The sequence below is a fragment of the Microbacterium canaveralium genome (assembly GCF_047238045.1).
Taxonomy (GTDB): domain Bacteria; phylum Actinomycetota; class Actinomycetes; order Actinomycetales; family Microbacteriaceae; genus Microbacterium.
Genome location: NZ_JBDFMA010000001.1, coordinates 14,903 through 32,204, shown reverse-complemented (window position 1 = coordinate 32,204; position 17,302 = coordinate 14,903). Strand labels below are relative to the sequence as shown.

Below are 17,302 nucleotides of genomic sequence, written 5' to 3'. Positions count from 1 at the left end.
CCGCATGTCCGCATCGGGAGTACTCGAGCGCTCTGCCGACGTCGCCGGCGCCGTCAATGGGGGAGACGACGGGGACGGTGGTGGTTCGCGCAAGGTCGTCCTCTGGGTGATCGCGCTCGTGCTGGTGCCGGTGGTGCTCTTCGCCGGCTACACGATGTTCCTGATGATGGCGATCGCCGGCGCCTCCGGCGGTGGGTCGTCGCAGTGCACCGCGGGGTCGCTGACCACCGACAAGCTCGAGGTCCAGACCACAGGAGGATCGACCCGCACCCTCGGTGCGACGGAGCTCGGCCACGCGGCCACCATCCTCTCGGTCGCCCGCTCACTGGGCGTGTCCGCGCGGGGCCAGCAGATCGCGATCATGACCGCGCTGCAGGAGTCCGGCTTGAAGATGTACGCCAACTCCTCCGTGCCTGAGTCCCTCGATTACCCGCACGACGCGGTCGGCAGCGACCACGACTCCGTCAACTACTTCCAGCAGCGTGTGTCGGGCTGGGGCACCGTCGAGGAGCTCATGGACCCCCTCTACGCAGCCAAGGCGTTCTTCGGCGGCGAGGAGGGCCCCAACGGCGGATCGCCGCGTGGGCTGCTCGACATCCCCGGCTGGGAGGACATGGGGCTGGGGGAGGCCGCGCAGACCGTGCAGGTCTCCGCATACCCGACCGCTTACGACAAGTGGGAGCCCGCAGCACAGCAGATCATCACCGCGGTCGGCGGGTCGATCAGCTGCGACAGCAGCACTGTCGTCGGGCAGGCCGCTTTCCCCCTTGCGGCCGGCTACCAGATGACCTCCGGCTACGGGCCGCGCGACATCACCGTTCCGGGTGCGTCGAGTTGGCATGTCGGAATCGACCTGCAGCGCTGGCCAAACCCGTGCGGCGACCCTGTCTACGCGGTCCTGCCGGGCACGGTGACTCTCAGCAGCTCACTGTGGTTGTCGATCAAGCACCCCGATGGGTTCGTGGTGTCCTACCTGCATATGTACAAGAGCGAGCGGCTCGTCGACGTCGGAGACACCGTCACCGCCGGCCAGCAGATCGGTGTCGTCGGGAACGTGCCGCCCAGTGGGGGATGCCACCTGCACCTGGCCGTCAACAAGAACGGGACGACGAATCAGGCCGTCGCCGGGCTGCAGGAGGCGACTGCACTCGGTGCCCCCTCGCAGTACGCCGGCTACGTGAACCCCGAAGAGTTCCTCCGCCTGTATGGCATCGAGATCTGTCCCACAGACGGCACTTGCCGACGCCTCTGACCCCCCTGGAAAACCGAGTCAACTCGCGGCATGTAACCCTCCTGACGGCCTGGAAACCGGCCTGTAGGCTGGGGGCAGCCCCGGCCCGAAACGGGGCCGAAGCCTCTCCCACCCAGACGGTGACTCGTGCCCTCAACAGATGTCAACGCCGCTGGTGACACCGACCGACCCGCCGGGTCAGTGTCGGCCACCGGCTACCGCTCGATCGCATACTTCCTGCCGGTCGCGCTGCATGCACGGCTCAAGGCTGCGTGGTGGTCGACGAGGGATGAGCCGGAGGGTGCGCCCGCGCTGGCCGGTCTCGTCGAGGTCGCCATCGGCCGCGAGACCAACCGCCTCGAGCAGCTCTACAACGCCGGCTCCCCTTTCCCTCCTGCCCCCGACCGTGCCCAGGGTGTGAACCCAAGAGGAGCCGCGGGATACCGCCATCAGACCTACTACCTGCCGGTCGCGCTGCACGCGCGCCTCAAGGCTGCGTGGTGGTCGACGAGGGATGAGCCGGAGGGTGCGCCCGCGCTGGCCGGTCTCGTCGAGGTCGCCTTCATGCGGGAAGCCGACCGCCTTGAGCAGCTCTACAACGAGGGTGCCCCGTTCCCGCCGGCGCCGGCCAAGGCGCGAGGGATCAGCCGCGCTGCAGCACAACGACAGGGCGAATGGCTGCGAGGCGAGTGGGAGCGCCGGCGACAGGCGCAGACCCCGCCGACCGACTCCAACGACTGACCCGACTCCGCGCCACGGCGACGTGTTGCACCGGGTGTGCGGTGCAGTATGCCGCCGATGTGCGGCGCAGTATTGCGCCATAATGTCGGATCTCGCTTGACTTGTCGGATCTCGGATGGGCTGACCGGGACTTCTCTCATTCGCGGTGCAGTCCCGGCAGAGCGGTCTGTCTCACACGAGTTGTCACGAATCCGACCCTGCTGCTCCCGCCTCGAAGCAGCACTACGCGGCGCGCCGAGCATCGGACAACTGGAGTGAGAATCCGACAAGTGGAGTGAGACGACTCGACAGGTCCGTGAGAATCGGACAACTGGAGTGAGACACGACACATAACTGCGCGGGTGTGCCTGCTGGAAATATTTCCCAGGGGGAGGGGTTCAAGCTCGATTCGACAACCGTGCCTGCGGCAGAACGCCGATCGGGCTTGATCCTATCACCCGTGTCAAGCGCGGGTGTGGCGGAGGTATTGCGCTGGTCTGCGCCGCGATGTGGCGCAATAACCCTTTCCAGCCGCCGTGGCGATCTCCTCGAGCACACTCTTGCACAGGGGACATCACGAGTGCGTCAGACGCGGGGAGAATCCGCGATGTCCGCGAAGGAGCAGATCTCCGGCCTATACCTCGCAAGAGGGTCGTGAAGTACTCGGCCCACTCAGGAGGCTCGAATGGCAACGACAACTCGTGTGGCATCTCGTCCGCCGGCGCGCCCACCTGCACCGGCGACGGTGGCTCTGGGTGTTCTTCCTCGGCGTCAGCTGACCGGGATCATCCCGGCGCTGCTGTGCATCGCACTGGCGACCGCCGCCACCGGGTTGAACGCGGTGCGCCCGTTCACCGATCTGATCCCGCTGGTGTGGGTCGTGGCCGTGTTGCTCGCCGCCGGCGCGGTCGCATCCGGCGTGCGGACCTTCCAACGGGAAGGGCGGATGGACCCGGCGATCGAGGCGGTCCTTCCGATGCTCGGTGCGGCACAGCCAACCCGTGCTCTCGTCGTGCCGGTGAAGTGGACTCGTGGATGGGTGGGCCTCCCGGAGCGCATCAAGATCCGGTACGCCTCGCACGTCGATGACACCGACCCCCGCTTCGTCGACCAGATCCTCGCAGGCCTTGCACGCAGGCTTGGTGCCGAGTACCGGGTACGCAAGCACAACTCGAGGCGGTGCGTGCTCGTCGTCGAGCTCGCACCCGTGAGTGATCCGGTCTCCCGTGAGCAGCAGCGCGCGATCGAGGTCGTCAAGCTGGTCATCGACCCGACCGCGAGCGTCTCGGTGAAGAGTGCCGATGACGGCTCGGTCTCGAAGATCGACGTCAAGCACAACGTGGGACCGAAGATGGCGATCGCGGCGCGGCGCTCCCAGGTCGAGAAGGTGGTCTCCTCGATGCTCCCTGGCCGGTGGCGTGCGCACTGGGATCTCGAGGGCGACAAGATCACGTTCGAGGTCCGACCGACGATGCCCGACATGGTCCTGCACGAAGTGGAGCCCGCGGCCGCACTCACCCACGCCGCCTACAAGGCGTTCAAGATCCCGATCGGTCCTGACGAAGACGGTCAGATCCAGTCGTGGCATCCGGCGGTCTCCCCGCATTGCCTCGTCATCGGTGGAACCGGATCGGGAAAGACCAGCTTCCAGCACACGGTGCTCACCCATCTCGCGCACGCTCACTGGCGGGTGTGGGTACTCGATGGGAAGCGGATCGAGTTCGCCGGATTCCGGGACTGGCCCAACGTCGAGCTCGTCGGCGCGCGGGTGGAGCACCAGGTGCGGATGCTGCACGCTGCGCACGAGCTCATGGAGGAGCGGTACTCGCAGCTCGAGAACGGCACGGCCCGGCTCGAGGACTTCGACCCCCTCGCGTTGATCATCGACGAGTACGCGACGTTCAAGGCGCGCGTGCAGCGCTGGTACAAGACGGTGAAGCCGAAGGGTGCGCCGGCGCAGGCCCCCGTTCTCGATCTGCTCTCCGATCTCGCGCGACTGGCACGGTCGGCGAAGATCCACATCCTGCTCGGTCTGCAGCGCCCCGACGTCGAGTTCCTCGGCGGTGAGATGCGAGACAACTTCGGCGCCCGCGTCAGCTTCGGTCGTCTCTCCCCGCAGGGCGCCAACATGATGTGGGACAGCTTCGCGGTCGGTGTCGCGATCCCTCGCAACAAGCGTGGCCGCGGTGTCACTCTGAACGCCGAATCTCAGCCCGTCGAGATTCAGGCGTTCTACACCCCCGACCCCGCCAAGCTCGACTCCACCGACAAGGCGGACTGGGATCACCTGGCGGCGCTGCGTCCCGACGCTGCCGACTACGAGCGGATGATGGTGCGCGACCCGGAAGCGGAGCTCACCGACGACGGCGAGGGGGAGGAGCTCGAGCCCGACTACTTCCAGTGGTCCTCGGCCGAGATTGTCGCTTGGGATGCATCGGTACCGTCGACGACCAAGCACGACGCGCTTCGACCCTCCAATGTCACCCCACTGGACTCTCGTGAACGGGTCCGGTTCGTGCCCGAAGTCGACGACGATGCACCGGACGTCGACGCGGCCGCTGACGGCGACGGATACGGCGAATCCCTCGAGGGCCCCGCGGTGGAGCTCGAGGTCGGAGATCTCCTGCTCGTCGACGCGACTCTGGGGCTGTGGGGAGTGGTCGAAGGAGTGGAGCCCGACGTCGTCGACGACGAGTACCTCGCGATCGAATACCGCGACCTCGACAGCGGTGAGGACGGGCTGCTGACGCTCTTCGACAACTCGGTGATCAGCTACCGCCGACCCGAAGCAGCCTGATCGTCGTGGCCGTCATGATGCTGCGGGCCTACCGGCCCCGAGAGAAGGGATGAATCGCGTGTCGAACCAGAGCGTGTCGGAAGACGACTGGATCTCGCTGCTGCTGATCGCCGTGCTCGTCCTGGCCAGTGGCGCAGTGTCGCTGGGGATGTTCCTCGATCCGCTGCGCGCGTGGATGTTGAAGTACCACTTGCTCGAGCAGGGTGAAACCGTGGCGATCCCCGTCGTCGACGGCGTCGGCCTCGGCTGGGGACAGATCCTCGTCATCCTCGCGATCCTGATCGGTGCGATCGCGCTCATCGTGTGGCTCAAGCGCCGCGCGGCTGCCCGTGTCTGAGCTGCCCGCCATGCTCAGCAAACGAGACCCAGGAAGGAGGAGAGATCACCCATGACAACCACACTGACGAACGGCGACAAGACGATCACGCTGTTCACCAAGAAATCATGCGTACAGTGCGTCGCGACACACCGCGCGCTCGATGCTAAGGGAATCGAGTACGACGTCGTCGACCTCAGCGAAGACGCCGCAGCGCTCGAACAGGTCAAGTCGCTCGGCTACCTGCAGGCACCGGTCGTCATCACGGATGAGGATCACTGGTCGGGCTTCCGTCCCGACAAGATCGACGAGCTCGCGCAACGGCTCGCGTGATTGACGACAGAGGCCCCACCGGCAGCTCTTCGCCGGTGGGGCCTCTGCTCTGCTCATCGGAGCGGGACATCATCTGTGCGGCATGTGCGCCGCTGCCCACCGCTGCAGCAGCTGCTCCCGCAGAGGCCCGTTCCGCTCGAGCATCATCCGAACCCCTGCCGGCGCCGCGCCTGCCGGCGCACCGGCCTCGAGGGTGCGCAGCCCGAGATGCTCGCATGCCCAGTCGGCGAGCTCGTCGAGCTCCACAGTGACGGTGGCGGTGACGTCGACGCGCTGCTGCCATTGGACCTTGTAGGCGGGCATCGGACGCTCAATCTGGGTTGCTGAAGAAGTCGATCACGAGCGCGATGGTGATGGGGACGAGGATCACCGCCGCGGCGGTGACGATGATGCGATCGAGGATCGGCGCGGCGAGGATCCCGAGCCACCCAGAGAGGACCGCGGCTGCGATGTACAGCAGCGCGATTACGAGACGGCGGAGCCAACGAGTCGTGGGCTCCGGGATCGTGCGGGGGCGGGCGGCGATGGTCATGAGATCGCTCCGCTCTGGCCGGCACGGTGCTCGCGGATGTGCGTGTAAGGGACTGTGCCGCGGTGGCCGTAGGCGTCGACGATGGTGGCGCTCTTCGGGTTGGTGCGGGTTACGGTGCACCAGGCGCCGAAGTACTTGATCTGGTCGCCGACGCTGATGGTGTCCTTGCTGTGGTCGGTGGCCGCGCCGGTCGCGACCTGCTCGGCGCGGACCTCCTGCCAGTAGGTGAGCTGATCGTCGGTCGCGGCCAGCTCCCTCTCGAGCCGTTCGGCGTAGGCGCCGGTGGCTGCAGCCGTGACCTCGACATACCCGCCAGGAAGGGTGCGGCTTGACCCGTCGAGACGTCGACGGATGCCGGCGCGATCTGCGCGGAGCTTCTCGATCCGGTTCGCCACGGTGATCGGCGCATACCGTGCATCGGTCGCCGCGGCCGCGACGTCGGCACGCACCTGGGCGCGCCGTGCCGCCGCGTCGGCGTCGATGGAGCGGCGGATCGCCGCGTCCGCCTTGCCGATCGCTCGGCGGTGGCCGGCCTCCGAGTGGTGTCCGACCTTGATGGGCTCGCCACCTTCGGGGAGGCGTCGCAGCGCGCGGGCCGCGCGCTCTGCCTCTTCGGTGGCGTCCTGGTGTCGTCGATCTGCGCGCACCGCCAGGGCGGCAGCGCGATCGTTCCTGCGGTCGACCAGGTCAGCCTCGACGACGGCCGCGGCCCGGCGTTCATAGTCGATCGAGATCTCGACGACGAACCCGGCAGCGGTGAGCTGCTCGGCGGTGCGGTTGATGATCGCGATCTTCGGTTCGCGGTCGCGGGAGTGGGGGATGTACCAAGATCCGAGCGCCCGGCTCCACCGCCAGCCGTTGGCCTTGAGAGTATCGGCCGTGCCGTCGCCCCGGCTGGTCCCTTCGATGAGGGTGCCTTCCGCGGCCGCGTGGATGATCGTGAGCATCATGGCCGGCTCCCTTCCCGCGCGGCCGCGTCGTGCGTGAGAGGGTGGCGGAATCCGATCTCCCGTTCCCAGACCTCGGCGGCGCGATGCAGGCCCTCATACTCCTTCACGCCCAGGTGGTCCGGGGAGTCGACGAGCGGGCGGTGAGCGAACCGTCGCGCGATCGCGTCGCCGAGGCGTTCGACGAGGTCACGCGCAGGGGACTGATCCCATCCGGGGTGATGGCAGGAGACTTCGGCGAGCAGTAGACGGCTGCGCTCGATCTGCAACGCCTGCTCGTCATCGGCATGGGGGACGATCTCGGCGACCGGCTGCCATTCGTAGCGCGGTGCGGCGATGTGCTGCTTGATCGCGTAGCTGACGCTCGCGTAGTTCTCATCCCAGAGGCTCTGACCCATCCGGTCGGCGTTCTCGGCGAGCTCGCGCGGAGTGCTGCTGCGGTAGGCGGGTGTGGAAATGTAGGCGGCGGTGACCAACAGGTCGATGGTGTCGCGGTTCACGGGAAACGCGCGCATGATGACCCCCTCAGGTGGTGAATGTGACATTCACTACCCTAGAATCAGTCGGCGCTCATGTCAAGACGTCGTCGTCGTCGTCGTCGCTGTGGTGGTGGCGCCAAGCAGCCGCCACGCTGCGGACGGAGGTCGGGTAGTACCGGGTGCGAGTGGTCTGGCCGGATAGCGTTGGGATCGTGCCGAAGTCGTTGTCGATGAATGAGATCCGAGCCCGCGCTGCGCAGTTCACCCGTGACTGGCAGGACGAGCCCGGCGACGAGCGACAGCAAGCGCAGTCCTTCGTCCGGGATCTGCTCGGCGTGTACGGGATAACCCAGACCCGCGCGGCGTTCTACGAGAAGCGTGTCAAGCGCTCGTCGACCGGCTCGCGCGGATACATCGACGCGCTGATCCCTGGTCTCGCGCTGATCGAAATGAAGTCCGCCGGCAAGGATCTCGTCGCGGCTGAGCAGCAGGCGCTCGACTACATTGACGACCTTCCTGACCCGGATGTTCCTCGGTGGGTAATCACGAGCGACTTCCGCCGGTTCCGTCTGCTCGATCTCCACGCTGAGAGCGAGGGTGTGCAGGAGTTCGCCCTGACCCAGATGCGGGATCGCGCTGACGTGCTCGCCTTCCTCGCCGGGTACGGTGAGCGCACCTTCGGATCGAAGGCGCAGGAGTCTGCGTCGATCAAAGCGGCAAAGCTGATGGCGTCCCTCTACGAGGCCCTCGAGGGGTCTGGGTACGACGATCACGAGGCGTCGGTGTTCCTGGTGCGCACCTTGTTCGCCCTCTACGCCGATGACGCCGGAGTGTGGGATCGCGATCTGTTCCTCGAGTTCCTCGAGACCCGCACCGCGACGGATGGTTCCGACCTCGGGCCTCAGCTGTCGTTGCTGTACCAGGTCATGGGACGTGAGCCGTCTCGTCGGCAGTCAAACCTCGACGAGCTAATCTCGCGATTCCCCTACGTCAACGGTGGAGTCTTCGAGGAATCGGTGTCGATCCCGTCGTTCGACGCAGGCATGCGTGACCGGCTGATCGCGGCTGCAATGTTCAACTGGTCGGCGATCTCGCCGGCCATCTTCGGCAGCCTCTTCCAGGCCGTCAAAGACAAGACCGCTCGGCGTGAGCTCGGCGAGCACTACACCACCGAGACCAACATCATGAAGGTCATCGGCCCGATGTTCCTCGATGAGCTGCGGCAGCGGTTCACGGACGGGTACCACGACACCGCCAAGCTCAAGAAGCTGCGTGCGGACATGGGGCTGATGCGATTCCTTGATCCGGCGTGCGGCTGTGGCAACTTCCTGGTGGTCGGCTACCGACAGATGCGAGCCCTCGATCTTGAGGTTCTGCTGCGGATCCAAGAGCTGTCCGGTGAGACGGCCCGCACAATGTTCTTCACCGAGGAGCACCTCGCCGTGCGGCTGTCGAGCTTCCACGGGATCGAGCTCGAGGAATGGCCCGCGCAGATCGCAGCGACGGCGCTGCACCTGGTGGAACACCAGGCAAACCAGGCGATGGAGCTGGCGCTTGGATCTGCACCAGATCCGCTGCCGCTGGACAAGATCAAGAGCATCGTCGTCGGCAACGCGCTGCGTGTCGACTGGGCAGCTGTCCTACAACCGACTGAGCACCTGTACATCATGGGCAATCCGCCCTTCCTCGGCCACGCCACCCGCTCGACCGAGCAAGCGCAGGAACTTCGCGACGTGTGGCGGAGGGACGACATCGGTCGGCTGGACTATGTCACCGGCTGGTACGCGAAGGCTCTCGAGCTGCTCGGCCGTCCCGGCTACCGAGGCGAGTTCGCGTTCGTCTCGACAAACTCGATCGCACAGGGAGAGCCGGTGCCAGCGCTCTTCGGCCCTGTGTTTGCCGCAGGGTGGCGCGTCAAGTTCGCGCACCGGACGTTCGCGTGGACCAGTGAAGCGCCCGGCGCTGCGGCAGTGCATTGCTCGGTGATCGGTTTTGACCGGCCGTCGAGGAAGAGAGCGCGGCTGTTCGACTACTCAGGAAACCTCAAGGGCGAGCCCGTCGAGATCCCCGTCGTGGATCAGCTCAACGGATACCTGGTCGACGGTCCCATTGTGCTAATCGATCAGCGGCGAAGCCCGCTGGCGTCGGCTCTCCCTCCGATGGTGTTCGGGAACATGGCTCGCGACGACGGCAATCTCCTGATCGAGCCGGCCGACTATGCGGAAGTGATGGCAGATCCGATCGCCGCGAAGTACGTCCGGCCGTTTGTCGGCGCCCGACAGCTCATCCACAACGAACCCCGGTGGTGCCTGTGGCTCGTGGATCTTGACCCCAGCGACATCGCCCGATCCCCGATACTCCGCGGGCGGCTGGATGCCGTGCGTCAGTTCCGCGCAGCGTCGAAGGCCGAGTCCACGCGACAGATGGCGGACACGCCGCACCTGTTCGGTCAAAGGTCGCAACCCGACACGCCCTATGTCTGTGTGCCGCGGCATGTGAGCGAGACACGCAAGTTCTTCCCGACCGCCCTGTTCACCCCTGATGTGATCTGCGGTGACGCGAACTTCAAGGCAGACGACCCAGACGGCCTCGCCTTCGCAGTGATCTCGTCGTCGGCATTCATCACCTGGCAGCGCACTATCGGCGGTCGCCTTGAGTCTCGTCTGCGCTTCTCGAGCACCCTGACGTGGAACACTTTCCCCTTGCCCGCCCTCACCGACACGCAGCGTGCCGCCATCATCGCCGGGGGGCAAGCCGTTCTGGATGCGAGAGCGCTACGCCCAGAACGCTCGCTCGCAGACCACTACAACCCCCTCGCGATGTCGCCCGAACTGCTCCGGGCGCATCGTGAGCTCGACACTGCTGTCGACAAGGCCCTGGGCCTGCGGGGGATAGCGACGGAGGCTGACCGACTGCGAGCGCTGTTCGCCAGCTATGCGAAGCTCACCACGGTCGACGAGCTCGCGATGCCGAAGAAACGTCCCCGCAAGGCGACAGCAGCGAGTGCGGCATCGTGAGCTGGCCGTACCCGACCGTCCGCGTCGATGGGACCGCGACGGTCGATGAGGAAGGGGAGAATCAGGTCTGCGCCTGTGGCAATGATTCGTGGACTCAGGACTGGCGGAGCGCCGATCGTCTTGGGCGTCTTGCCTTCGATGCTGCTGGTTCGGCCGACCCCGACGAGTTCGCGGTCTGCCCAGTGTGCGGCCGTGTGTATCCCAACGCTGCTCTGTTCCACGGCGCCGCGGCCGCGGTGGCTCGCTATGAGATCACTAGTGCCGAGTTCATTGCTGCGCTACAGCGGTATGACCACGACGCCTACGGATCCGGCGGGTCGCTGACGAGCTGAGTCACGCGGTCGTCGTCGGCACGGGGCTGTCGGTGCGCCGGCATAGTGTTCGCTGTTGTGGTGCAGCACTGGTCTCCGATGTCTCAGCTGCAGGCGTCGCCGGAGCCGGGGATCTGGTACGTGTTCGACCACAGCAAGAGGATCGCGATCATCCGCCATGTCGAGATCCGCGGCCGTAGGCTGCTGCGTTCCGTGACGTTCGATCGCGATCCCGAGCGGCGAGTGTTGATCGGCTACTTCCCCGACGATGCAATGAGGCTCGCTGTCGAGTGCACCTGGTCGGAGTATGTGAGGGCGACTGGTCCACCGGTGAGCAATCGTCGATGATCGCGTGCCACCGGGGCAAGAGAAAACGGCACCCGGCCGGAGCGTGGAAATTGTCACATTCACCAACGATCCAACTGAGGAGGAGCCATCGCCCCGAGGGGCGGAAGGGAACCTGCTCAACAGCCGGGTGCCGCGCCTTAGTGTACCGCGCGGGGCGGTCAGAGCGGGGTGGATTGGAGGAGCTCGTCAGCGACTCGGTCGAGCAGCTGAGGGGTGAGCTGCTCGTGGCGTCCTGCGCGCTTTATGGCGTCGATCGTCGCGAGGATCGTGGTGTGCGCGTCCGGTGCAGAGGGGATGGTCTTCTGTGCCTGTCGGATGCGTGCGCTGAGCTCAAGGATCGCGGTCTCGTCGCGTTCATTGTTCGCGTAGCCGGCGGCGAGCTCGAGCGACTTGTGTAGCAGGCGGGTCTCGGTGGTGGTGAGCGGTGCGGTCATCGTGTCCTCGTGTTCAGGAGATCTGCGGTCAGTCGGGCGAAGCGTGTGTCGACGTCGCGCTGGTCGGGGAGATCGACGTCGGCCGCGATGGGTCGGGCGTCGTAGAAGTGGTGCCGGATGACGCGGCCCCGGTGGTCGACCAGGCCCTCACCCTCGCCCTCGATCGGCTCGAGCAGAGCGACGATGGTGACGGCGAGCTCGCGTGCTGTCGCGCGCTCCCGGATGAGGGCATGATCTCCGAGGCGCAGTGCCGGCCACGCAGTGAGCTCGGGGTCGGTCATGAGGGTGTTCCTTCCTTGCTTCTGGGGGAGGAGCGGCGTAGCCGCCGAGCGGATTTGGGGAGGGGTTCGTTGCGAGGCAGCTTCGCGAGGCGCCAGTCATCGCGGACGGCGATCGCGGCGGCGAAACAGGTCATGAGCGTGGGGTGGTGGTGGTTGGCGCATCCGGCGCGGGTCTGACATCCGAGGTCGTAGCCCTCGGGGCTGCCGTGGATGATCTGTCGAGCGACCTCGTCGGAAAGCATGGCCTGGTCCTCAGTCGAAGCTGGCGTCGATCAGGAGGTCGAGCGCGTCGGCGAGCTCACGGAGCCTGTAGCTGCGTCGACCGGCGATGACGTGGCCGAACAGGTTGACGAAGTGCAGCTCGCGAGTGGTGGTGTCGGCGACGGCGACGGTATGGACGTCGTGAGCGTCGATGTACTGCCAGCTGATGATGTAGTTGCGGCCGGCGACGTGCGCTTGAGCCCAGCGGAAAAGCAGTGCACCGAGCGGACCATCTTCGGATGCGCGGGTCGAGTAGGGGTCGGCTGGCACGATCGCGTCGACGGAATGGAAGCCGACAGAGGAGCGGGAGATCTCGTAGCTGTCCAGCGGGATGTCGAGGAAGAGATCGTTGTAACGGGTGCCGGTGTCATCGGTGATGACGATGTTGTTCAGAGTGCTCATCGTTGTCAGTCCTCTCGGGTGGGGGGTCATGCGGCGCAGCTGGCGAGCTGCGCGCGGAGCGTGGAGTAGTCGGCCGGGTTGACCGTCAGCTGGTAGGCGGTGAGGACGTCGACGAAGCGCGCAGCGTAGGCGCATCCGTAGTCCGCGTTCGGGGGCATCCATTCGGAGGGGCCGCGATCGCTCTTCGACTGGTTGGTGCTGCCGTCCGTGGCCTGCAGATTGAGAGGATCGTTGGCGAAGCGCTCACGCTGGGCCTCGTCCCATTCGTCGGCGCCCTGACGCCACCCCCACGCGAGCGGCACGACATGGTCGATCTGCACGAGCTCACTCGTGCCCTGGCCGCGCTCGAAGGCGATCGTGAGCCCGGTGTAAGGGTCGTGAAGCGTTCCGGTGAGGACGACGCAGTCGTGTGTGCCGGGCTTGGTGGTGATGTTCTCGAGCGCGGCCGCGAGTGCGTCGTTGCGCTGGTCACAGCCGTTGCGGTCGATGTCGGCCCAGCGTTGCCCGAACGCGTCACGGTCGTAGCTGTCCTGGTCGGCTGCATCGGCCACGACGAGCTGCTCGAGCTCATCGAGGGCTGCGGCGGCGTCCGCGGAGATCTCTGCGGTAGGCACAGGCACAGGCGCGGGCGCGGTGTCGGTGAGGTCGCTGACGCCGGAGGGCTGGCTGGTGATCGCGATCGCGCCAGCGAGCAGGGCGACGACAACAGCGCCGGCGGCGGAGGCGAGGCGTGTGGTTCGGCGGTTCATGAGTGGTCCGTTCAGAGGAAGAGGGCGGCGCCGAGTACGACGGCCGCGGCGACCGCGGCGACGCTGAGGAGAAGGGTGACGAGGAACTTGAGGCTGCGCCGTACCGTGCGCTCTGCGCGGCGTGCAGTGTCGACGGTGACGAGGATGCCGACGAGGCCGCCGCTGCCCAGCAGAAGGGGAGCGAAGTCGCGGGCGGTAGACAGGGCGAGATCCATGGGTTCCTCCGGGGTATTCGTCTAGGGGTATAGGTCGCAGTTCGGGGTGTTCGCGGACAGAGATTCTCGGGGGCGGGCATAGGCGAGCCCGCCCCCCGAGGGCTGTTACGCGGCCGCGGCCTGGTCGTCGGCGCCGAGCATGGCGTCGGCGATCGCGTTGACGGCACGGAGGACGTTGCCGGCGACGCTGCGGATGAGGTCGACGTCACCGCCGGCCCATCCTGCGACGTACCCGATCGACCACGCGGACGTGTCGAGTCCGAGGAGGCCACCGGCGCAGTACGCGACCGACTCGGCTTCGGTCTCGATCACTCCGCGGTGCTCGCGGGTGCTGCCCTCGTCGAAGTGCAGAAGTGCGTGACTGATCTCGTGCAGGAGGGTCTTGACGCGCATGGCCGGTGCCATCTTGCTGTCGACCCGGATCTGTCGGGCCTGGCCATCGGTGTACCCGTTGAGCCCGTCCTGTGCGATGTCCTCGAGCGCGACATCCCAGCCCTGCGCGGTGATGAAGTCGGCGAGCTGGTCGAAGAGGCCTGCGACGTCGTCGCCCTCGAGGTAGATGGCCGGCTGCTCGGGGAGCGGCTCGCCATCGGTGTCGCGGACGTCGAACACGGAGAGCACCGGGTAGATCACTCGACTGCTGGTGGACTCTTCTCCGGTGGCCTCGTCGACCTCGACGATCCGCTTGGTGGAGTAGCCGAAGATCTTGATCGACTTCGCGCCCTTGACGACGTGACGGCCGAGGGTCTCCCACTGGCGGTAGCCGAGGCAGTGGGTGCCGCCCTGCGCGAGGATGAGCATCTGGTTGGAGAACGAGCGCCGGCGGACGATGCGCGCGAAGCGCAGCCAGGCCTTCCAGTTCTCGCTCTCGGCCAGCGTGGCGACCTGTGCGGTGAGCTGCTCGTGGAGCGCCTCGGCCTGTGCGCGGCGCTCTTCCGGGGTGCGGCGGGTGGTGCCGCTGCGGCGGGTCTTGGTGGTCATGGTGTCCTCCCTCAGAGTGGACGAGTAGTGAATGTGACATTCACTAGTATGAGGCATTCGATATGCCCCGTCAACTCCGATTTGCACCCGCCTGCAGCGGGGGTCTCAGCCCGGAAGGATGTCGGTGGCGGCTTTGGGGTACGCGGTGCGCGGCAGCCCGATCGGCAGCCGGCGACGCTGGGAGCTGCTGCCAAGAGGGAAGGCGTATCGGAAGTTCCCCGGATGCCTGATCTTCGTGACATCGAGCGCGGCGAGCGCCTCGCGCAGCCAGGCTCGCGGGTCTTGCCCTGCGCGGCGGATGGGGGCGCCGAGCGAGACCAGGTGTCGCTCGGCGGCGTCGGCGCCTCGCTCCTGTCCTCTTACCTTGGACAGAGATCTCTCGGAGAGCACGAGGCCGCGGCGGGGGAGGTAGTTCAGGGTGCGTGCGGTGCTGCGGCCGAGGGCGATCGCGTTGACGCTTTGGTATATCCCGCCGATGTGGCCGGGCGAGGTCTGTTCGATGCGCTCGATTGTGGTGCCGTTGTCGAGGGTCTCGGTGATCTGTCGGCGCCGTGGCAAGGGGTCGGCGAAAGAGACGACGCCGCGGATGCCCCGGTCGTAGGCGTGGCGGAAAGCGCGTGCGAGGAACCAGGATTCGGCGTTCGCGGGTGTGTCGGTGAGTACGAATCGGCCGAGCTCGATGCTCTGTTCGTAGGGCTCGAGCGTGCCGAAGACGGAGCTGAGGACTCCTCTGCTCATCGGGGTGGAGAAGGTGGCGACGCCGACCAGTGCCATCTCGTCGACCATGGCGCCGTTGATGGGGAAGCGGTCGTCGCGGGTGAGCAGCCCGATCGAGAAGCGTGCTGCGGGGAAGGATGCTGCGTAGTGCTCGTCGATGACGAATGCTCGCGCGGCGGCTTCCGTGATCGGGGCCACCTGGTATAGACGGGGGTCGAACCCGCCTTCGGAGATGTGGCGCCACGAATGGGCGCCGCGAGACCAACGCTGGCAGTAGTCGCTCGCGGGGGAGGAGGGCGGCTCGGCCGGCATGAGTACCGGCCGAGCGTTCAGGGTGGGCATGAGGTCAGATCTGCGCAGCGATCGCGCGGAGCTGCTCGTCGACGTCGGGGGCGACGTCGATCCACTCACCGGTCCTGGGGTGCAGCCCGACGATGAGCGCGGTGCTGAACAGCAGTGCGCTGCGGCCGTGCTCGGTCAGGTAGAGCGAGGCGAGCAGGTTCGGCTCTGTGACCTTGAGACCGGCTTCCTCGTCGACGAGCAGTGCGTGGCCGTTGGTCAGGCGGAGCTCTGCGACCCAGCCGCCGATCTCGCGCTGGTAGTCGGGCAGCTCGTCGATGCGGATGGTGTCGATCTCGCCAGCGGGGGTGATCTTGATGGCCGTTGTCATGGAGTCCTCCTCAGATCAGAACGGTAGTGAATGTGACATTCACTGATGGTACGCGGGCGACGTACCCTCGTCAACCGCCGTGGACTAGAGGAGTGCTGAGTCGACGCGGCAGCACTTCTGCTGCGCATAGGGGCGTTCACTCAGCGGCATCCAACCCGGTTCCCTTCGCCGAATGAGCCGGGGATGCCCGGCTTCCCCCTCCGTGGTCATGTGGGGGCCGGCGTTGGTCCAGCAGTTCTGCGCGCGCGTCTCGCACCACAGCGCGAGCCGCGCTTCGCGGGGGAGGCAGGCACGATGTGTCCACCAGGCGCGCTTCTCGCCGTAGGGTCCGAACTGGTGGCCCTCGCTGTGCGCGATCGCGTCGTGGACGGCGCGGAAGACGTCGTTGGCGAGCATCGGCGCCCGCTCGCCCGTGGGCAGGGTGACCGTAACGCTGCGAGCCATCGGATGATCCGGCGGAAGGGCCCCCTCGCTGTGCTGCGAGACCTCGGTGCGGAAGTAGAACAGGTGCTTGTTCTCGCGGAGATCGGCCAGCATCGCGGCAGAGTCGGCGTAGGGTTGCTCGGTCTCGCCGTGCCAGGGCTCGAAGGTGTAGCCGGCTTCTGTGAGCATGTCCCACTGAGCGCCGATGTGCTGCCGCAGTGATCGGTAGGAGCGGGCGACCTGCGGGTGCGCGGGCTCGTGCGGTGCGGCCGCGTATGCCCTCGCTGCAGCGATGTCGTCGAGCTCGGTCAGTCGGGGGATCGGCGTGCGCTGTGGGAAACCGTGCGCATCGGCGTACCGCTCTCTGAGCGACTGGATCTCCTTGATCGGCTGGTGGTGACGGTAGCTGTCGTTGCCGGGCACGAAGGCAACGTGCGCTCGAGCGAAGGTGGGTTCTGTTCCGAGACGGGCGGCGATCGCGTTCACGGCGGATGCCGGCAGCGGATACTCGGCGGGTTCCGCGATCTCGAGCTTGCCGTCATAGAGCCTGCCTCCCGGTGCGCCGGCGGCGCGGAGAATGTCGAGGGTCTCCTGGACCTGCTGCTGCGAGCCGGTGCCGGCGGCGAAGCTGTAGACCCGGTCGGGGCCGTCAGCGTCGAAGTACCCGGCCATGATGCTGTCCTGCTCATACCGCCCCGCCAGCTCGCCGGCCCAGTCGGTGACCTGCTCGAAGCTGTCCGCGTGGACGATGTAGGCGCCTGCAGGCTCCGACGTGCCCTCCCAGAGCCCGTCCGCGTGCTGCAGCTCGGAGATCTCGATCCCGTGACGTTCCGCGGCCGCGCGCAGGGTGTCTTCGTACTCGATCCACTCGTCGGTGTCCCAATAGCTGGGGCGCGAGCTCATCCGCATCAGCTCGCCCGAGACCGGCCGGAACGGGGTCGCGCCGATGAAGGCCTCAAGCTGCTTCTCGGCGTTCCGCTCGCGCTTCTCGGCGCGGCGACGCCGCTGCCCTTCGGCCGTCGACGACGGGCACCGCCGCCCTCCGTGGTCGATGTCGTCGCACATGGCCTCTCCCGTTCGTCTGCTGGGTATAGGCCGGGGTTGGGGGTGTTCGCGGACAGAAATCGGGGCCCCGCCG

The 17,302-nt window shown here is 66.8% G+C and carries 21 protein-coding genes; 7 read left to right on the top strand and 14 right to left on the bottom strand.

All coding sequences use genetic code 11. From position 1 onward, the window contains the following. Window positions 1-4: 4 nt before the first annotated feature. The 5 genes from ABC271_RS00220 (at window position 5) to nrdH (ending at window position 5,397) form a co-directional block, all read left to right on the top strand. Window positions 5-1,252, top strand: coding sequence for a M23 family metallopeptidase (locus ABC271_RS00220; RefSeq protein ID WP_005052737.1), 1,248 nt, complete (start codon window positions 5-7; stop codon window positions 1,250-1,252). 126 nt (window positions 1,253-1,378) lie between these two features. After that, window positions 1,379-1,972 (top strand): ParB family protein, encoded by a 594-nt coding sequence (locus tag ABC271_RS00215; RefSeq protein ID WP_005052738.1) that lies wholly within the window; start codon window positions 1,379-1,381, stop codon window positions 1,970-1,972. A 664-nt stretch (window positions 1,973-2,636) separates the two neighbouring features. Then, window positions 2,637-4,748 (top strand): FtsK/SpoIIIE domain-containing protein, encoded by a 2,112-nt coding sequence (locus ABC271_RS00210; protein ID WP_005052740.1) that lies wholly within the window; start codon window positions 2,637-2,639, stop codon window positions 4,746-4,748. A gap of 58 nt (window positions 4,749-4,806) precedes the next feature. Then, complete coding sequence (locus tag ABC271_RS00205) at window positions 4,807-5,085, top strand: hypothetical protein (RefSeq protein WP_139833205.1); 279 nt, start codon at window positions 4,807-4,809, stop codon at window positions 5,083-5,085. Window positions 5,086-5,136: 51 nt separating this feature from the next. Then, window positions 5,137-5,397: a glutaredoxin-like protein NrdH gene (gene nrdH, locus ABC271_RS00200; RefSeq protein ID WP_005052743.1), complete on the top strand. Its 261-nt coding sequence runs from the start codon at window positions 5,137-5,139 to the stop codon at window positions 5,395-5,397. 69 nt (window positions 5,398-5,466) lie between these two features. Here the strand turns inward: nrdH and ABC271_RS00195 are convergent, their stop codons facing one another. Genes ABC271_RS00195 through ABC271_RS00180 form a run of 4 tightly spaced genes read right to left on the bottom strand, consistent with a single transcriptional unit; the run spans window position 5,467 to window position 7,391 of the window. Further along, the gene (locus tag ABC271_RS00195) at window positions 5,467-5,700 is read right to left on the bottom strand and encodes a hypothetical protein (protein ID WP_005052746.1); all 234 of its coding nucleotides are present in this window, start codon (window positions 5,698-5,700) and stop codon (window positions 5,467-5,469) included. 7 nt (window positions 5,701-5,707) lie between these two features. Next, the gene (locus ABC271_RS00190) at window positions 5,708-5,929 is read right to left on the bottom strand and encodes a hypothetical protein (RefSeq protein WP_005052747.1); all 222 of its coding nucleotides are present in this window, start codon (window positions 5,927-5,929) and stop codon (window positions 5,708-5,710) included. Next, window positions 5,926-6,879: a DUF3560 domain-containing protein gene (locus ABC271_RS00185; RefSeq protein ID WP_005052750.1), complete on the bottom strand. Its 954-nt coding sequence runs from the start codon at window positions 6,877-6,879 to the stop codon at window positions 5,926-5,928. The genes ABC271_RS00190 and ABC271_RS00185 overlap by 4 nt, the downstream gene beginning before the upstream one ends. Then, window positions 6,876-7,391 carry a hypothetical protein gene (locus ABC271_RS00180; RefSeq protein WP_005052752.1) on the bottom strand — a complete coding sequence of 172 codons (516 nt, stop codon included), beginning with the start codon at window positions 7,389-7,391 and terminating at the stop codon, window positions 6,876-6,878. Before ABC271_RS00180 ends, ABC271_RS00185 begins: the two co-directional genes overlap by 4 nt. A gap of 194 nt (window positions 7,392-7,585) precedes the next feature. On the opposite strand from ABC271_RS00180, the gene ABC271_RS00175 reads away from it, so the two are divergent. Then, window positions 7,586-10,372 (top strand): DNA methyltransferase, encoded by a 2,787-nt coding sequence (locus tag ABC271_RS00175; protein WP_005052754.1) that lies wholly within the window; start codon window positions 7,586-7,588, stop codon window positions 10,370-10,372. Continuing rightward, window positions 10,369-10,704 carry a hypothetical protein gene (locus ABC271_RS00170; RefSeq protein ID WP_005052756.1) on the top strand — a complete coding sequence of 112 codons (336 nt, stop codon included), beginning with the start codon at window positions 10,369-10,371 and terminating at the stop codon, window positions 10,702-10,704. Before ABC271_RS00175 ends, ABC271_RS00170 begins: the two co-directional genes overlap by 4 nt. Window positions 10,705-11,189: 485 nt before the next feature. Here the strand turns inward: ABC271_RS00170 and ABC271_RS00165 are convergent, their stop codons facing one another. From ABC271_RS00165 to ABC271_RS00120, 10 genes are all read right to left on the bottom strand, one after another. Then, a complete protein-coding gene (locus tag ABC271_RS00165) occupies window positions 11,190-11,465 on the bottom strand; it encodes a hypothetical protein (protein ID WP_005052758.1) in 276 nt (91 codons plus the stop codon). Then, window positions 11,462-11,746, bottom strand: coding sequence for a hypothetical protein (locus ABC271_RS00160; protein WP_005052760.1), 285 nt, complete (start codon window positions 11,744-11,746; stop codon window positions 11,462-11,464). Before ABC271_RS00160 ends, ABC271_RS00165 begins: the two co-directional genes overlap by 4 nt. After that, window positions 11,743-11,988, bottom strand: coding sequence for a hypothetical protein (locus ABC271_RS00155; RefSeq protein WP_005052762.1), 246 nt, complete (start codon window positions 11,986-11,988; stop codon window positions 11,743-11,745). The genes ABC271_RS00160 and ABC271_RS00155 overlap by 4 nt, the downstream gene beginning before the upstream one ends. 10 nt (window positions 11,989-11,998) lie before the next feature. Next, on the bottom strand, window positions 11,999-12,409 hold the full coding sequence (locus ABC271_RS00150) for a hypothetical protein (protein ID WP_005052764.1): 411 nt from the start codon (window positions 12,407-12,409) through the stop codon (window positions 11,999-12,001). Between the two features lie 26 nt (window positions 12,410-12,435). After that, complete coding sequence (locus ABC271_RS00145) at window positions 12,436-13,158, bottom strand: HNH endonuclease family protein (protein ID WP_005052767.1); 723 nt, start codon at window positions 13,156-13,158, stop codon at window positions 12,436-12,438. Between the two features lie 11 nt (window positions 13,159-13,169). Next, window positions 13,170-13,373: a hypothetical protein gene (locus ABC271_RS00140; protein WP_005052768.1), complete on the bottom strand. Its 204-nt coding sequence runs from the start codon at window positions 13,371-13,373 to the stop codon at window positions 13,170-13,172. A gap of 105 nt (window positions 13,374-13,478) precedes the next feature. Continuing rightward, window positions 13,479-14,354: an ArdC-like ssDNA-binding domain-containing protein gene (locus ABC271_RS00135; protein ID WP_005052771.1), complete on the bottom strand. Its 876-nt coding sequence runs from the start codon at window positions 14,352-14,354 to the stop codon at window positions 13,479-13,481. Between the two features lie 105 nt (window positions 14,355-14,459). After that, the gene (locus ABC271_RS00130) at window positions 14,460-15,413 is read right to left on the bottom strand and encodes a Mom family adenine methylcarbamoylation protein (protein WP_139833212.1); all 954 of its coding nucleotides are present in this window, start codon (window positions 15,411-15,413) and stop codon (window positions 14,460-14,462) included. Between the two features lie 4 nt (window positions 15,414-15,417). Further along, window positions 15,418-15,741: a DUF3846 domain-containing protein gene (locus ABC271_RS00125; protein WP_005052776.1), complete on the bottom strand. Its 324-nt coding sequence runs from the start codon at window positions 15,739-15,741 to the stop codon at window positions 15,418-15,420. Between the two features lie 84 nt (window positions 15,742-15,825). After that, window positions 15,826-17,229 carry a hypothetical protein gene (locus ABC271_RS00120; protein WP_005052778.1) on the bottom strand — a complete coding sequence of 468 codons (1,404 nt, stop codon included), beginning with the start codon at window positions 17,227-17,229 and terminating at the stop codon, window positions 15,826-15,828. Window positions 17,230-17,302 lie beyond the last annotated feature (73 nt).

Bases quoted from the DNA above. Each gene is read 5' to 3' on its own strand.
- ABC271_RS00220 (WP_005052737.1), top strand. From the start codon at position 5: ATGTCCGCATCGGGAGTACTCGAGCGCTCTGCCGACGTCGCCGGCGCC.
- ABC271_RS00210 (WP_005052740.1), top strand. From the start codon at position 2,637: ATGGCAACGACAACTCGTGTGGCATCTCGTCCGCCGGCGCGCCCACCT.
- nrdH (WP_005052743.1), top strand. From the start codon at position 5,137: ATGACAACCACACTGACGAACGGCGACAAGACGATCACGCTGTTCACC.
- ABC271_RS00195 (WP_005052746.1), bottom strand. From the start codon at position 5,700: ATGCCCGCCTACAAGGTCCAATGGCAGCAGCGCGTCGACGTCACCGCC.
- ABC271_RS00190 (WP_005052747.1), bottom strand. From the start codon at position 5,929: ATGACCATCGCCGCCCGCCCCCGCACGATCCCGGAGCCCACGACTCGT.
- ABC271_RS00185 (WP_005052750.1), bottom strand. From the start codon at position 6,879: ATGATGCTCACGATCATCCACGCGGCCGCGGAAGGCACCCTCATCGAA.
- ABC271_RS00180 (WP_005052752.1), bottom strand. From the start codon at position 7,391: ATGCGCGCGTTTCCCGTGAACCGCGACACCATCGACCTGTTGGTCACC.
- ABC271_RS00175 (WP_005052754.1), top strand. From the start codon at position 7,586: ATGAATGAGATCCGAGCCCGCGCTGCGCAGTTCACCCGTGACTGGCAG.
- ABC271_RS00165 (WP_005052758.1), bottom strand. From the start codon at position 11,465: ATGACCGCACCGCTCACCACCACCGAGACCCGCCTGCTACACAAGTCG.
- ABC271_RS00160 (WP_005052760.1), bottom strand. From the start codon at position 11,746: ATGACCGACCCCGAGCTCACTGCGTGGCCGGCACTGCGCCTCGGAGAT.
- ABC271_RS00155 (WP_005052762.1), bottom strand. From the start codon at position 11,988: ATGCTTTCCGACGAGGTCGCTCGACAGATCATCCACGGCAGCCCCGAG.
- ABC271_RS00150 (WP_005052764.1), bottom strand. From the start codon at position 12,409: ATGAGCACTCTGAACAACATCGTCATCACCGATGACACCGGCACCCGT.
- ABC271_RS00145 (WP_005052767.1), bottom strand. From the start codon at position 13,158: ATGAACCGCCGAACCACACGCCTCGCCTCCGCCGCCGGCGCTGTTGTC.
- ABC271_RS00140 (WP_005052768.1), bottom strand. From the start codon at position 13,373: ATGGATCTCGCCCTGTCTACCGCCCGCGACTTCGCTCCCCTTCTGCTG.
- ABC271_RS00135 (WP_005052771.1), bottom strand. From the start codon at position 14,354: ATGACCACCAAGACCCGCCGCAGCGGCACCACCCGCCGCACCCCGGAA.
- ABC271_RS00130 (WP_139833212.1), bottom strand. From the start codon at position 15,413: ATGCCCACCCTGAACGCTCGGCCGGTACTCATGCCGGCCGAGCCGCCC.
- ABC271_RS00125 (WP_005052776.1), bottom strand. From the start codon at position 15,741: ATGACAACGGCCATCAAGATCACCCCCGCTGGCGAGATCGACACCATC.
- ABC271_RS00120 (WP_005052778.1), bottom strand. From the start codon at position 17,229: ATGTGCGACGACATCGACCACGGAGGGCGGCGGTGCCCGTCGTCGACG.